5 protein-coding genes are annotated in these 16,675 nt (G+C 64.4%); all 5 read left to right on the top strand.

What is annotated here, in order from left to right:
• Positions 1 to 410 precede the first annotated feature (410 nt).
• Genes AC07EQ_RS09040 through AC07EQ_RS09020 form a run of 5 tightly spaced genes read left to right on the top strand, consistent with a single transcriptional unit; the run spans position 411 to position 16,666 of the window.
• A complete protein-coding gene (locus tag AC07EQ_RS09040; protein ID WP_478387477.1) occupies positions 411 to 6,671 on the top strand; it encodes a protein kinase domain-containing protein in 6,261 nt (2,086 codons plus the stop codon).
• A gap of 20 nt (positions 6,672 to 6,691) precedes the next feature.
• Positions 6,692 to 9,583, top strand: coding sequence for a helicase-related protein (locus tag AC07EQ_RS09035; RefSeq protein ID WP_478387476.1), 2,892 nt, complete (start codon positions 6,692 to 6,694; stop codon positions 9,581 to 9,583).
• Positions 9,583 to 13,653 carry an Eco57I restriction-modification methylase domain-containing protein gene (locus AC07EQ_RS09030; RefSeq protein ID WP_478387475.1) on the top strand — a complete coding sequence of 1,357 codons (4,071 nt, stop codon included), beginning with the start codon at positions 9,583 to 9,585 and terminating at the stop codon, positions 13,651 to 13,653. Before AC07EQ_RS09035 ends, AC07EQ_RS09030 begins: the two co-directional genes overlap by 1 nt.
• Positions 13,653 to 15,473, top strand: coding sequence for a DUF4357 domain-containing protein (locus AC07EQ_RS09025; protein WP_478387474.1), 1,821 nt, complete (start codon positions 13,653 to 13,655; stop codon positions 15,471 to 15,473). The genes AC07EQ_RS09030 and AC07EQ_RS09025 overlap by 1 nt, the downstream gene beginning before the upstream one ends.
• Complete coding sequence (locus AC07EQ_RS09020) at positions 15,470 to 16,666, top strand: McrC family protein (RefSeq protein ID WP_478387473.1); 1,197 nt, start codon at positions 15,470 to 15,472, stop codon at positions 16,664 to 16,666. The genes AC07EQ_RS09025 and AC07EQ_RS09020 overlap by 4 nt, the downstream gene beginning before the upstream one ends.
• The last annotated feature ends 9 nt before the right edge of the window (positions 16,667 to 16,675 follow it).

Genomic DNA, 16,675 nt, shown 5'->3' with positions numbered 1-16,675 from the left:
TGACAGCGAGGTAGGCGAAGCGGATCAGCACAAGACGTGATCATGTCGGACGGTGACTGGTCATGTGCCGAAAGCTGTTGACCCGCACGGACGTATTTCTCGGCACGTACAGCTACCGGGAGGCGGCTTCGGGTTCGCCTACTGGGATGCCGCAAGAATAGGTAATCGGCGTTACCCGTTTCCGGCGCCCGCCCTGCCACTTGGGTCGAACGCCGTGAAGAGTCCCATCCCCGTGGCTCGAGTGGTTGAGCGGCATCCGGGTCAGCAATTTGACAAAGTTTCACCCAATATGACCAACGCCAACGGGTAGCCCAAACCGTTCATTGCTTTGGCCGGACGTAAGCCGCACTCTTTGTGTGTTGCGAATAAAACTTGGTGTACTGTGCGCGATCGAGTCGTTCACTGTATCGGTGCACGGTGAACCGATCGTGTCGGTCGTAGCGTTGGAGGGGGACGACGTGTCGGCGGAACCGGAGATCGTCGCTGGCCGGTTTCGGCTGCTTGGGCCCATCGGCAAGGGCAACATGGGCGAGGTTCACCGCGCTGCGGACATCGACAGGGATACCGCCGACACTGACCGCGTCGTCGCGGTGAAGCTGATTCTCCGTTCGCGCACCGGTGCGTGGCTCGATGGTCTGGACGCCAAGCTCGCCGAACGCTTCGGCCGCGAGCTGCAGATTATGCGTCGACTGGACCACCGCAATCTGCCGCGCATCGTCGCCGGCGGTGTGGACGACTCGGGGTTGCCGTATCTGGCGATGGAGTTCCTTGATGGTCGCTCGCTGCATGACCTGGCCTCCGAGATTCCGCAGCTGCCGGTTGCCTGGGTGGCTGGGTTAGGCGCGCAGATCGCCGCCGGGCTGGCCGCCGCGCACGACGTGAAAGTGGTTCACCGGGATCTCAAGCCGTCCAACGTGATGGTGTTGCGCGATGGTGTGGTCAAGGTGCTCGACTTCGGTATGGGGCGGATCGTCGACGACACCGGTCCGCAGATCACAAGCTCCGGCGTCACCGTGGGCACCGCTCGCTATATGGCGCCTGAGCAGTTCGAGGGATCGGCGGTGGGGCCAGCGGCGGATCTGTACGCCCTCGGTTGCGTGTTGTTTGAGCTGCTCGCCGGTGTGCCGCCGTTTCACAGCGAGTCCGCACACGAGCTCGGGCGCAAGCACCGGGATGAGAATCCGCCGCCGCTGCTTAGGTTGCGCTCCGACGTTCCAAAGGACTTGGTGCGGTTGATCGGGGATCTGCTGCGCAAAGATCCGGCCGATCGGCCCGTTGATGCGATCGCGGTCCGCGATGCACTGGTGCCGTTGGCCGAGGGCGCGCAGCCGCTTCCTGGCTGGGAAGCCTTCACACCGGTGGCCGGCCTGGTCGAGCCGGATGACGACTCGGCAGCCATGGACACCACCAGGCCGCCCGCCGCGTCCGGCATGGATGTCTTCAAGGTGCATCACCAGCTTGTCGAGGATTACCGGGCGTTCACCGAGGGCGGGACGACCATCCGCGATGACCGCATCGCGGCGTTCGTCAAGGACGACCTCGATGCGAAGTCGCAGTGGCCGGCCCCTTGGCTGTCGTTGAACCCGTTGTTCGCCTCCGGCGGCACAGTCCTCGAACTGGCCGAGGAAGGCGTGTTGCACGACGAGTGCGCGCACATCTTCCAGACCGGGAAGACAGAGGGCGGCACGGTGTGCGATGGGCGACCGCTGACCTTCCACCGCCACCAGCGTGAGGCGATCGAGGTCGCGCAGTCCGGCGAGTCCTACGTGCTCACCACGGGAACTGGCTCCGGGAAATCGCTATCTTACATCGTGCCGATCGTCGACTCGGTGCTCAAATCCCGTGCCGCGGAAGGTCTGGATCCGGCCAAGCGGGTGCGGGCGATCATCGTATACCCGATGAACGCGCTGGCCAACAGCCAGCTCAACGAGCTCAAGAAATATCTCCAGGATGGCTACGGCGAGGGCCGGGAGAAGGTCACGTTCGCTCGCTACACAGGGCAGGAAAGCGACGAAACCCGCAGGGCGATCCGCAACAATCCGCCGGACATCCTGCTGACCAACTACGTGATGCTGGAGCTGATGCTGACCCGGCCCGGCGACCGGCGTTCGCTGATCCGGATGGCAACAGGGCTGGAGTTCCTTGTTTTCGACGAGTTGCACACGTATCGCGGCAGGCAGGGAGCGGATGTCGCGCTGCTGATCCGCCGGGTCCGCCAGGCGTGTCAGGCCGATGGCCTGCAGTGCGTGGGCACGTCGGCGACGATGTCCAGCGCCGGTTCGTTCGCCGATCAGCGCGAGGTCGTGGCGGATGTGGCGACGACCTTGTTCGGCACGACGGTGCACCCGGAGCATGTCATCGGCGAAACCCTGGTGCGCGCCACCGACCCGGCCCCGGACACGGTGCCCGCTGACCGGCTTCAGGCGGACTCTCCGCGTGGCTACCGGGAGCTGATGGCCGATCCGTTGGCGCAGTGGATCGAAACCCGCTTCGGCCTGGCGACCGAGGAAGGCACCGGACGGCTGATCCGGCAGCGTCCGGCGAAAATCGAGGATGCCGCGGCGGACTTCGCTGATTCCAGCGGCGTTTCCGCGGAAAGATGCGCGGCGGCGATCCGGGGGACGCTCGAAGCCGGTTCGCAAGCGCGGCATCCGGTGACCGGGCGTCCGCTGTTCGCGTTTCGGTTGCACCAGTTCTTGTCCAAAGGTGATACCGTCTACGTCACGCTGGAGGCACCCGAAACTCGTTACCTCACCCGCGTTTATCAGCTCGTGCAGCCGGATTCTGGCGGAAAGCTCTTGCTTCCACTGGCGTTTTGCCGGGAGTGCGGACAGGAGTACCTGACGGTCTGGCGCCGGGACAAGGGCGGTCAGACGGTTTACGAGGCACGACCTGACACCGCCGCGACCGGTGGCAAGCAGGGCGACGGCTACCTCTACATCGGACCGGAGCGCCCCTGGCCGAGCAGTACCGAGGCGGCCATCGCAGACCGCCGATTACCCGAATCCTGGCTGGAACTCGACGGTCACGGCAATGAACAGGTCAAGGACACTTATCGCAGACGACTCCCGGTGGCGATCACTGTCGACCCCCACGGGGTCCAGGGAAGTGGCGAGCTGCAGGCCGCGTTCATTCCTGCCCCGTTCGGGTTCTGCATGCACTGCGGTGTGAGCTACGAACAGATCAGGGGCCGTGACTTCGCGAAACTGGCCACGTTTTCCCAGGAAGGGCGTTCCTCGGCGACCTCACTGGTGTCGTCGTCGATCGTGCGGTCCCTGCGAGCGGAGCCGCCGGAAGCGCTGGGGGAGAAGGCCCGCAAGCTGCTCACTTTTGTCGACAACCGGCAGGACGCCTCCCTGCAAGCTGGGCATTTCAACGATTTCGTGCAGGTCACGCAACTGCGCGCCGCGCTGTACCGGGCGGCGAAACAGGCGGGCTCCGATGGGCTGCGGCACGAGGAGCTCGCTTCGCACGTCACCAACGAACTAGGTATCGGGGTGGCCGATTTCGCCGGCAGCGCGAGCCTTGCCCCATCGCTCGTACGCAACGCTGCCCGGACGCTGCGCGATGTCGTTGCCTTCCGGCTGTATCTGGATCTTCAGCGCGGGTGGCGGGTCACCATGCCCAATCTGGAACAAACCGGCTTGCTTGAGATCCACTATGAGGACTTGGATTGGCTTGCCGAGAACGACGACATGTGGGCTAAGGCGCAGCCGGAGCTTCGGGAGGCCGAACCAGGCCGGCGCCGGGAGATCATGCGGGCGTTGCTAGACGAGATGCGCCGCGCACTGGCCATCGATGTGCAGTACTTCCGGGACGATTTCGACGGTCTGCGCCGGGCTAGTGAGGAACGCTTGGTCGACCCATGGGTTCTTTCGCTGACCGACCGGCCCCAGGTCGGTACGGCGTATCCGCGGCCGTCCCGGCCGGGTATGGACCGGTCCGGGCTGTTTTTGTCCGGCCGGGGCAAGTTCGGAAAATACCTGCGGCGCGTGCATTTCAAGGGGCTCGCAGCCGAGGACACACAGCACATCATCGCGGATCTGCTGACGGTGCTGGCCAAGGCGGGTTTGCTGGCCGAGGTCGAGACGACCCCGCAACATGCCCGAGCCCGGCGTGCGACCGGCCCGGCGATCACTGGATACCGCATCAAGGCGAGCACGCTGATCTGGTGCGCGGGCCGGGGTGAACAGGGCGTGCACGATCCGTTGAGCCGCACCTATGCCAGTGGAGAAGGCCCGCGGGTCAACACGTTTTTCCGCGACCTGTACCGGCGGGAGGCGGAGTCGCTGGCGAGTCTGAGCGCGAGGGAACACACCGCCCAGGTCGACCCGCAGACGCGGGAACAGCGCGAACAGCAGTTCCGCGACGGCGCGCTGAAGCTTCTGTACTGCTCGCCGACGATGGAGCTTGGTGTGGACATCGCCGAGCTCAATGCTGTGATGATGCGCAATGTGCCGCCAACACCGGCAAATTACGCACAACGCAGCGGCCGTGCGGGCCGTTCCGGCCAGCCCGCGTTGGTGACCACCTACTGTGCCACCGGAAACAGCCACGACCAGTACTACTTCCGTCACTCAGACCGGATGGTCGCGGGTGCGGTCACCCCGCCTCGGCTAGATCTGGCCAATGAGGACCTGGTGCGTTCGCACGTGCAGGCCATCTGGCTGGCCGAGTCGGGATTAAAGCTTGGTACGGCGATCCCCGAGATCATCGATGTTTCCTATGACGAAGACGCCCGGCGGCCGGATCCGAAACTGTCGCTGCACAGTCAAGTCTCCGAGGCCATTCAGGACCCTGGCACGCAGCGTCGGTCGGTGCTGGCGGCGCGGGAGGTGTTCGCGGAACTTTTGGATGAGTTCGGTCAGTCGACGTGGTGGCACGACACGTGGATCGAGGACGCGGTGCGAGGTGCCGCCGGCGAGTTCGACCGGGCTTTTGACCGGTGGCGTCAATTGCTGCGCGCGGCCATGGCGGATCAGGCAGAACAGAACCGGCGGCGCCTCGACCATACCATCAGCGACCGGGACCGCAAGGCCGCCGAGAAACGCAGGAAAGAAGCGGAAACACAGCTGGACCTGCTCAAAAATGAAAGTGTGGAAAGCAGATCCGTCCTGTCGGACTTCAACCCGTACCGGTACCTGGCCAGTGAGGGTTTCCTGCCGGGCTATTCGTTCCCCCGGTTGCCCCTCGCCGCGTACGTTTCCACCACCAGGAGCCGCCGCGCCGACGGCGATTATCTGCAGCGGCCCCGGTTTCTGGCGATCCGCGAGTTCGGCCCTGGCGCGCTGATCTACCACGAAGGCGCGCGATATCAGGTCAACCGCATCCAGCTGCCACCGGATTCCGCCGGTGATGTGGTGACCACCAGCGCGAAGCGCTGCGCGGCCTGCGGATATCACCACGATGTGCAGGATCGCGACGACCGCTGCCGGATGTGCGGGGAGCCGCTGCCCGCACCGACCAACAAGCTCCTGCAACTGCACACCGTCTACACCCAGGTGCGAGAACGGATCTCGGCTGATGAGGAGGAGCGCCGCCGGGCCGGCTTCCGGCTGGTGACCTCCTATCGCTTCCACGACCATGGTGCCCGGCCTGGCCGCAGGGACGCGACGGCCACCGACGAGCAGGGCGAGCTGGCCACGGTCAGCTACGGCGATTCGGCGACCGTGCGGATCACCAATGTCGGCAGGTTGCGGGCCGCCGAGGACGAGCCGGAAGGGTTCTGGCTCAATCCCGTCACCGGGGAGTGGATGACCGAGAGCGTCGCGGCCGAGGCATCCGGGGATTCCAGCGAGATGCCCGTAGTCGGCGCGGACGGCACCGAGAAACAGCGGAAGCTACGTGTGACCCCGTATGTGGAGGATCGCCGCAACGTGCTGGTCCTCAAGCTCGCCAGGGCATTACCGGAATCCGTTGCGCTGTCGCTGATGTACGCGCTGGAGCGCGGCATCGAGACTGCCTTCGAACTGGAGGATTCCGAACTGACCAGCGAACTGCTGCCACCGGACGAAGGCGATCGGGATCGGATGCTGTTCACCGAGGCGGCCGAGGGTGGCGCTGGCGTGCTGCGGCGCCTGCAGTCGGACCCCGAGGCGTTGCGTGCGGCCGCCTTGCAGGCGTTGGAGATCTGCCATTTCGCACCCGATGGCACCGACCTCGGTGGCGCGCACCCGGATCGGCCCTGCGCTCGCGGCTGCTACGAATGCCTGCTCACTTACGGCAATCAGCTCAACCACGCCTTGATCGACCGCCATACGGTGAGCGGCCTGCTGGTGAGGCTGTCGGAGGCGACGGTACTGACGGCAGGCAGGGGCGAGACACGGTCCCAGCAACTGGTGCGGCTGACCGAGCAGTCCGACACCGCGCTGGAGGGCAGGCTGATCACGTTCCTGAAGGAACACGGCCTGTGCTTGCCGGATGAGGCCCAGACCTTCATCCCGGAGGCACTGGCTCGTCCCGACTATATCTACCGGCTGCCTGGTGTGAACCTCGCGGTGTTCGTGGACGGTCCGGTGCATGAACACACCGCCGTGGCCCAACGTGATGCACAGGCCGAGGATCGCCTGATCGACGTGGGGTGGGATGTCGTGCGGTTCCCGCATGACGCCGACTGGGCGGCCATCGTGACCGATTTCCAGCGCTACTTCGGGCCCATCGCGGGCGCCTGACGAGGACAAGACGAGGTTCGATGACAATCGCATTCACCGCTGGTTCGCTGGTCGCCGCACGCGGGCGCGACTGGGTGGTATTGCCGGAAAGCGCAGCGGACATGCTGGTGCTGCGCCCGCTGGGCGGTGCGGACGAGGACATCGCCGCCGTGTTTCCGTCCTTTGAGGACGTACAGCCCGCCGAATTCGCCCGCCCCTCGGCCGACGATCTTGGCGACGCGCTGGCCGCCGGGCTGCTGCGCTCCGCGCTGCGGATAGGATTCCGTTCCGGCGCAGGACCGTTCCGTTCGCTGGCCGGAATCGCCGTAGAACCCCGCGCCTACCAGCTGGTGCCGTTGATGATGGCACTGCGGCAACGGGTCGTGCGGATGCTGATTTCCGATGATGTGGGCATCGGCAAGACCGTTGAGGCCGGGCTGATCGCCAGTGAGCTGCTGGCCCAGGGCAGCGCGCGGGGCCTTGCGGTCCTGTGCTCACCGGCACTGGCCGAGCAATGGCAGCAGGAATTGCGCACCAAGTTCGGCATCGACGCGGAACTCGTGCTGTCCTCCACGGTGTCCAAACTAGAGCGCGATCTCAGCCTGGGCCAGTCCTTGTTCGACAAGCACCCGCATGTCGTGGTCTCCACTGATTTCATCAAGTCCACCCTGCACCGCGACGATTTCATCAGACACTGCCCCGACCTGGTGATTGTCGACGAGGCACACACCTGTGTCGCTGCCGGCGGCCGCGCCTCCACCCAGAACCAGCTACGGCACGAACTGCTGGAGCGCATCTCCAGCGACACCGAACGGCACCTGCTCCTGGTGACCGCTACCCCACACAGTGGCAAGGAAAGCTCCTTTCGTGTGCTACTGGGCTTGATTCGCCCTGAGCTGGCGTCGGTGGACCTGGAATCCAACGCGGGACGACGCATGCTTGCCGAGCACTTCGTGCACCGCAAACGCGCCGACGTGCGGCGGTTCCTCAGCAAAGAGGACGGCCTGGCCGACGACAGCCTGCGCGAGGACACCGAATTCCCCGGCGACCGCCATTTCAAGGACGAAACCTACAAACTCTCCCCGGACTACCGGGCCTTACTGGATGACGCGGTGGCGTATGCCGGCGAGCGGGTGGCCGCGGCGAACGGGCGACGAGAGGCCCGGATCGCGTGGTGGTCGGCCATCGCGCTGCTGCGTTCCCTGGTGTCGTCCCCGAAGGCTGCCGCGCAGACCCTGCAGACCCGTTCGGCGTCCGCCGAAGCGACCACCCCGGAGGAAGCCGACCGGCTCGGTGCCCCGCTGAGCAAAGATGCCGCCGACAGCGATGCCCTGGAAGGCCTGGATGTCGCGCCGGGCGCGGAAACCGAACGCACCGGCAGCCGGCTGGCCGAACTCGCCGAGCGTGCGGAGGCGCTGGCCGGTACCGCAGACGACCACAAGCTCACCGCACTGATTAAGCACCTCAAGGCGCTGCTGGCCGACGGCTACCACCCGATTGTCTTCTGCCGCTACATCCCCACCGCCGAATACCTCAAGGAGCAGCTCGACGGCAAACTCGGCAAACGCACTGTCATCAAGGACGTGACCGGCAAACTGTCCCCACAGCAACGGGTACAGCGCATCGAGGAACTGGCCTCCGAAGCGGGCGAGAACCCCGCGGCACGCCGCGTGCTGGTGGCCACCGACTGCCTGTCGGAAGGCGTGAACCTGCAGCACTACTTCGACTCCGTTGTGCACTACGACCTCGCCTGGAACCCTTCCCGCCACGACCAGAGGGAAGGCCGCGTCGACCGGTATGGCCAGAAACGCGACATCGTCCGCGTGATCACGCTGTACGGCAGCGACAACGGCATCGACGGCAAGGTTCTGGAAGTCCTGATCAAAAAACACCGCCAGATCAAGAAAGACCTGGGGATTTCGGTGTCGGTCCCAGACGAGGCCTCCACCGGCGTGACCGACGCGATCGTGGAATGGCTGCTGCTGCGCCAGCGAAACCCCGAGCAGGCCACCCTGTTCGAGGTCGACACAGTGGAGACCAAAGCGGAACAGACGGCGGCGGACTGGAAATCGGCCGCCGAGCGGGAAAAGGTGTCGCAGTCGAAGTTCGCGCAACGCTCGATACACCCAGAGGAGGTGGCCCGCGAGGTCGCCGCGGTGCGGGACACGCTGGGCCGGGCCGCCGAGATCCGCGGCTTCGCCAGACACGCCCTGAACTCACTCAACGCGGTACTGCGCGAGGACGGCACCGGCGATTTCACCGCCGACCTCAGCGGCACCCCGTCCGGCCTGCGTGACGCACTCGCCCCGATCCTCGGCGGCGACTCGGTGGAAGCCGACGGCAAGGTCGCCTTCCGGGACACGGCGGCGGTAGCCCGCGGCGAGGTCGCCCTGGTCCGCACCGATCCGGCTGTCGGGGCACTCGCCGGATATGTCCTCAACGCGGCACTGGACGACAAGGCCCAGGGCCCGCGCCCGGCCTGCCGCTGCGGCGTGATTCGCACCAGCGGGGTCACGACCCGCACGACGTTGTTACTGGTCCGCTACCGCTTCCACCTCACTCTGCCATCCCGCACCGCCCAGCGGCAGCTCGTCGCCGAAGACGCCCGCCTGCTGGCTTTCCAGGGCCCTCCGGCTTCCGCGATGTGGCTCTCACCGGAGGACGCCTTGGCGCTGCTGGATCTGACGGCAGATGCGAACACCGACGCCGCGTTCGGTGAGCGCACCGTGCGGCGCGTGCTGGACGGACTCAACGCCACCACAGCGCGTCTGGAGTCCTACGGCGACGAGCTGGCCGCGGAACTGCTCGCCGCGCATCGTAGGGTCCGACGCTCGGCGGGCGAGATCGTGCGCGGCGTGAGCGTGACCGCCCAGAAACCCGCCGACATCCTCGGCGCCTACGTGTACCTGCCGGTCTCGGGAGGAGCCGCCTGATGTCCGCTGTCACCCACCACCAGGTTTTCTCGGCCGTGCACACCATCGGCGGCCTCCTGCCGGTCGACATGCTGGCGCGCGTCGCCGAAGGCAAAGACGTCAGCGGAGCCAAATCCGCCGAATATAAGATCGTCGGCAGGCGTTCGGTCAGCGACGAGGCCGAACGACACTGGGACTATCTCAAGTCGATCTGGGCGGAGTTACGCGAAAACCTGCCCCGCGCATCGGAATCCGACACCCCGGCCGACCCCACCGGCCTGGCGATCACGCAGTGGCTGCTCCCGCTGTTCACCGAGCTGGGTTTCGGTGAACTCACCGCGGTCGGCGCGGCCGGTATCCCGGCCGATGACGACACGAAGACGTTCCCGGTCAGCCACCGCTGGAACCACGTGCCGATCCACCTCACCGCATGGCAGCACGCGCTGGACAAGCGACCAGGCGGCGCGGGAAGGGTGCCGCCACAGTCACTGGTGCAGGAATGCCTCAACCGCACCGAATCCCACCTGTGGGCGGTGGTCACCAACGGCAGACAGCTGCGACTGCTGCGCGACTCCAGCGCACTGGCCACCGCTTCGTATGTCGAGTTCGACCTGGAAGCGATCTTCGACGGCGAGCTGTTCAGCGAGTTCCTGCTGCTCTACCGACTGTTGCACGTTACCCGGTTTGCCGTCGACGACGGGGAGCCGCCGTCGAAGTGCTGGCTGGAGCGGTGGCGGGTCGAGGCGATCAACTCCGGCACCCGCGCGCTGGACCAGCTGCGGGAAGGCGTGCAGCACGCGATCACCACACTGGGCACGGGTTTCCTCCGGCACCCGGACAACACCGAACTGCGCGCGAACCTCGACGTCAACACGCTGCACAGTGCCCTGCTGCGGCTGGTGTACCGGCTGCTGTTCGTGTTCGTCGCCGAGGACCGCGACGTACTGCACCCGCCTCGGCCGGCGGATGCGGCCGAACGCGAGGCACACGAGCAGGCTCGGGAACGCTACCGGCGGTACTTCTCCACCGCGAAGCTGCGGGAGCATGCCCTGCGACGGCGGGGGAGTTCGCACGATGACCTGTATCGGGCGCTGCGGATCGTGCTGGACGCACTCGGCGACGTGCACGGCCGCCCGGAGCTGGCATTGCCCGGCCTTGGCGGCATCTTCGACGACACCGCCGCCGACGCGCCGCTGCGCGGGTTGTCGCTGTCCAACGAGTACCTACTGGCGGCTATCCGGCACCTGGCGCAGGTCCGCGACGCCGACGCGCGCCGCAACCGTCCGGTGGACTACCGTCACCTGGACGCAGAAGAACTGGGTTCCATCTACGAATCCCTGCTGGAACTGACTCCCCGGTACTGCGCCTCTGACCGGTCGTTCGAGCTGGTCGAACTGGCGGGCAACGACCGAAAGACCACCGGCTCCTACTACACACCGTCGTCGCTGATCGACTGTCTACTGGACACCACTTTGGATCCGGTAATCGATTCCTCGGTCAAACTCGCCGAACAGGCGGCATCGGCCGCAGGGCTGGTAGACCCGACTGAGCCGATCGTCCGGGAGCTGCTGTCCCTGACAGTGTGCGACCCCGCCTGCGGATCCGGACACTTCCTGGTCGCCGCAGCCCGACGCATCGCCAAACGCGTCGCGGCAGTGCGCGAAGGCAACCCGGAACCCACCCTGGGTGCGGTCCGTCACGCCCTACACGAGGTTATTGCACGCTGCATTTACGGCGTGGACATCAACCCGATGGCGGTGGAACTGGCCAAGGTGTCGCTGTGGCTGGAGGCCATGGAATCGGGCAAGCCGCTGAGCTTTCTGGATGCCCACGTCAAGTGCGGCAACGCCCTGATCGGCGCGACCCCGGCGCTCCTGCGGGGCGGCATTCCGGACGCGGCGTTCAAACCGATCGAGGGCGACGACAACAAGTTCGCCAAGGTCCTGGAGAAACAGAACAAACAGGAGCGCGAGGGGCAGTACGGACTGTTCGACCTGAACGACGGGATGAAGCTCTCCAACATGGAATTCGCAGACGGCTTACGCCGAATCACCCTGGTAACGGCGGAGAACTTGGGTGAGGTACGTGTCCAGCAGACGGAGTACCAGGACTTCACCGAGGCACCTGACTACCGGAATGCGGTGCACGTGGCGGATGCGTGGTGTGCTGCGTTCCTGTGGCGCAAGACTTCCGACGCGCCACTGGCCGTGACGGAGAAGGTCTTCCGCGAACTCCAGGACCCGGAAGCCGACGCGGCGACGGGGAACACACACGACGAGATCGCCCGATTGAAGGAGCAGAACGCGTTTTTCCACTGGCATTTGGAGTTTCCCGATGTGTTCGCTGTGCCAGAGACCGGCGCGGACGAGGAGAGCGGCTGGGCGGGTGGCTTCTCCTGCGTGCTCGGCAACCCGCCGTGGGAACGGATTAAGCTGCAGGAACAGGAGTTCTTCGCGCAGCGCGACGAAACCATTGCAACCGCGAGGAATGCGACTGCACGGAAGAGCCTGATCGCGAAGCTAAAGAAGGACCCTGATCGAATTGCTCTGTACAGCGAGTTCGTGCAGGCCAAGCGCAAGGCCGAAGGCGAGAGTCATTTCCTGCGCAACGGTGGCCGCTATCCGCTGACCGGGCGAGGAGACATCAATACCTATGCGCTCTTCACCGAGACTGACCGCGCGTTGATCGGATCGCACGGCCGCATGGGTGTGATTGTTCCGACTGGGATCGCCACCGATGCCACAACACAGTATTTTTTCAAGGATCTGGTCCGGAGCGGTTCCTTGGCGGCCTTGTATGACTTCGAAAACCGGAGCGGGCTATTTCCTGCGGTAGACTCGCGTATGAAGTTCTGCGCGCTGTCTTTAGTTGGCCACGTTGCTCGTGAGTCGGCAGCAACCTTCGCCTTCTTCCTCCACGACCCGGCAGAACTTAACGACGCCGACAAAGCGTTCGCGCTGACGCAAGAGGAGATCCAGCTCCTCAACCCCAACACCGGTACCTGTCCGGTGTTCCGCTCCCGGCGAGACGCCGAGATTACCCTCGGCATCTACGGCCGCGTTCCTGTTCTCATCAAAGAACCCGACGAAAACGGCCAGAGCGACAGAAACCCATGGGGCGTGTCGTTCATGACGATGTTCCACATGTCCAACGACTCGCACCTATTCCACACTCGAGAGGAGTTGGAGGCCGGCGGCTGGCAGCTCGCGGGTAATGTCTTTGCCAAGGGTGACGAGCGAATGCTGCCGCTCTACCAAGGCATGATGGCGAACTTCTTTGACCACCGTGCGGCAGACGTTGTGAAGAGTGCTACTGCTGGGAAGCGGCAGAACCAGCCGAGCTACCTCGGCTTAGAAGAGAAGGATGATCCCTCGCGCATTGGAGTTCCGGCGTATTGGGTTTCAGCCTCAAAAATTCCCAGTCTGGGCTCTGATTGGCTACTTGGTTTCTCGGATGTAACCAGTGTTACAAATGAGAGAACCTTTACGCCGTACCCGATTCCGATGGTGGCGACAGGTCACAAAGTTCCTCTTATTCTTGCTGGCAATAATCGAGATAAGACTCACCTGCTGGCAGTCATGTCGAGCTTCTGTGTCGACTATGTGGCGAGGCAGAAGGTTGGTGGGACATCCATGACGTACTTCTACGTTAAACAGTTTCCGGTGTTGAGTCGGTTTCATCTTAGCCAGCATGACTCCTATATCGCCTCACGGGTCCTCGAACTCACTTACACTGCCCACGATATGGCCCCTTTCGCTCGCGATCTCGGCGACCTCGGCGACCCGTTCCGTTGGGACGAATACCGTCGTGTCGTGATCCGGGCGGAGCTTGACGCGCTGTTCTTTCACCTCTATGGAATCTCCCGCGAAGATACCGACTATATCCTCGACACATTCCCGATCGTCAGACGCAAGGACGAGGCTAAGTACGGCACCTACCGCACCAAGGAACTTATCCTCGCCGAGTACGACCGGATGGCCGAGGCGGGACTCACCCTGGAAAACCCGCTGATCGACGGTGATAACTACACCTCCACCCTCACGCCACCGCCGGGCCACGGCCCCCGCCACCCGGCGAAGGAGAACGCCTGATGCCTGACGAATACCCCGAGTTCCAGATCCGGCTGCCCTACAACGGGCCCATTGCCCGTGGCCGGTTACTCAAGGAGAAGGGCAACAACGGCAGTCAGCTTTTCCAGGTGCTCGCGGGTTCGCCGGTGCGGCGGGAGGTGGTGCCGTCTTTCGCTGCGAACTTACCGTCGGCACAGCGGTTCCGGGAGAATCTCATCGCCGATGGTCGACTCGTCGAGTCGACCACGTATCCAGGTTGCCTGGGAGCAAACCAGGACATCACGTGCAATTCGCCCTCGGAGGCAGCCGTGATCGTCACCGGTAAGAACACCGAGCCCTACACCGCCTGGCAGACCGAGGATGGGCTGACGCTGCGGGAATTCGTGGACTACCCCTGGTACGGCTCGGCCCGGACCTGGCTGGTACGCGGGTCCAATGTGGCCGGTTACGACCTGGTGCAGCGGTTGTGGTTGTCGGACGGTCTGGTGAGCCTGCCCGCAACCCAGTTGCCGGAGGTCGAGCCGAATGTCGCCAAGGTGGATCTGCGGGCGATCGTGGAAGACAGCTACGGCTCGACCTTCACATACAACCAGCGTGTCCAGCTTGTCGATGACTTGCATTCGTTCCTGTGGAAGATGCGCCCCGATGACACAGTGTGCACGATCTCCAACGGTCTGCTCTACGTCGGTCAGGTCACCGGTGATGTCGTGCAGTTGGTCTCTGATGGCGGGCGGTCGAATCTCCGTCGGGCGGTCACCTGGCGTCCCTGCGGCTTCCCGTACGAGGAACTGCCCGAGGAACTGCAGCAGAAGCTCTCGATTCAGCACGACGTCGTCGATCTGACCACCGTCGGGGGAGTGGTGGCAGGGCTCGGCCGGACCGTGGAAGAGCTGGAGGAACAAGTCCGCGAGTCGCCTACGGACAGCAGTGCGGAACAGGCTGTGCTCGCCCGCCGGGAACTCGAACTTTCCGTTCCGACCACGGAACTCACCGAAGAGCTGCTGGTCCACGATCTCGCCTGGTTGCGGGAGGTTCGCGACCTTCTCTGGGACGATCGCCAGCTGATCTTCTACGGCCCGCCCGGAACCGGGAAAACGTATCTGGCGCTGAAGCTCGCCGAGTTTCTCGCCGGCGGCACGGAGCGCGTCAAACTCGTGCAATTCCATCCGTCCTATGCCTATGAGGACTTCTTCGAGGGCTTCCGGCCACAGCCGCACCCGGACACCGGTGAGGTCGCCTTCCGTATCGCCGCCGGTCCGCTGCGCGAACTCGCCGACTTCGCCTCTCGTGAGGGCAACCGGCACGTCCCGTATTTCCTGGTCATCGACGAGATCAACCGGGCGAACCTGGCGAAGGTGTTCGGCGAGCTGTATTTCTTGCTGGAATACCGCAATAGATCGGTGCGGCTGACCTACTCCGGCGAGGATTTCGCGCTGCCGCCCAATCTGTTCGTCATCGGCACTATGAACACCGCCGATCGTTCCATCGCGCTGGTCGACGCGGCGATGCGGCGGCGCTTCTCCTTTATGGAAATGTCCCCGCGGACGGAGCCGACCAGTGGGCTGCTGCGCCGCTGGCTGGCACGAGAAGGCCGTGACTCTGAACCGGCCGACCTGCTGGACGCACTCAATGCCCGCATCGGCGACCCCGACTTCCAGGTCGGCCCCTCATACCTGATGAAGAAAGGCGTTTACCGTGACGGAGGTCTGGAACGGACCTGGCGCACTAAGATCCTGCCGTTGCTTGAGGAACACCACTACGGCGAAAGCCTGAACATCGAGCAACGGTACGGCATCGCCTCCCTACATCGGTCCCGCACGCCAATGGCCGATGACGAATGACTGACATCGAGCTGACCGAAAACGCTCCCGCGCTGTCGATCGAACTGGCCGACACCGCGGGCCGAGCGCTGGCCCGCTCCGGAGTCGTCAGTGCCTCGCCAGATCCGAAGAATACCGGAAAGTGGTTGGTACGGGCGAAATCCAAGGTCGGTGTCGCTGCCGTTCAGGCCGATGATGGTGATCCGATCACGATCCGGATCGCGCCGAAGCTTGCCATCCCCAGGCTGCTGTTCCTCCTCGGTTACCGGCGTAGTCCTCGCGGATGGCGCAACGAACATGTGCAGGTGGACCAGGAACGCGACGTTCTTGCGGCCTTCGCCAGGATTTTCTTGTACGAAGCCGAGCCCGCATTGCAGCAGGGCTTGCTCAAGGGCTATCGGGAAACCGACGAGACCGCAATGGTCGTGCGTGGGCGTGTCCGGCACGCCGAGCAGATCCGAGGACACCACGGCCGACGGCTCCCGCTGGAAATCACCCACGACGAACACACCACCGACATCGCTGAAAACCGGTTGCTGCGGAGCGCCTGCGGGGTGCTGTTACGTCTTCCCGGCGGCATTCCCGAGGATGCACGCCGACGGCTGTCCCGTCTACAACGGCGTCTCGGTGACGTGACACCGATACCTCGAGGTCACCAGCTTCCACGCTGGCAACCGAGCCGACTAAACGTGCGCTACCACCATGCATTGCGGCTCGCTGAACTCACGCTGCGTGGCTCATCGGTCGAGCATCGGCCAGGCGAGATCACCGTGCGCGGATTTCTGTTCAACCTGGCAAGCGTTTTCGAGGATTTCATCACTATCGCCCTGCGCGGTGCACTCGCCGAGCAGGGCGGGTACAGCAAGCTCCAGGCCACACACTACCTGGACGAATCGCAGGCGATCCGCATGATTCCCGACTTCGTGCACTACGCAGCTGACGGCACGCCGCTGGCGGTCGCAGATGCCAAGTACAAAGTGGAGAAGCCTGAAGGCTTCCCCGACGCGGACCTCTACCAAATGTTGGCCTACTGCACGGCGTTGAACTTGCAGCACGGTCATCTTGTCTATGCCAAGGGAAACGCCCCGCATGGTGCGCATCGTGTGAGACACGCGGGAGTCGTGCTTCACCAGCACACGATCGATCTCGACCAGCCACCGTCGGGATTGCTTGCCGATATTCAGACCGTAGCCCGGATCCTTGTGAACAACTAAGGGACGCAG

The sequence above is a fragment of the Saccharopolyspora sp. NPDC045839 genome (assembly GCF_056431645.1).
The sequence above is the reverse complement of the archived record's forward strand: the minus strand, read 5'-3'. Positions and strand labels throughout refer to the sequence as shown.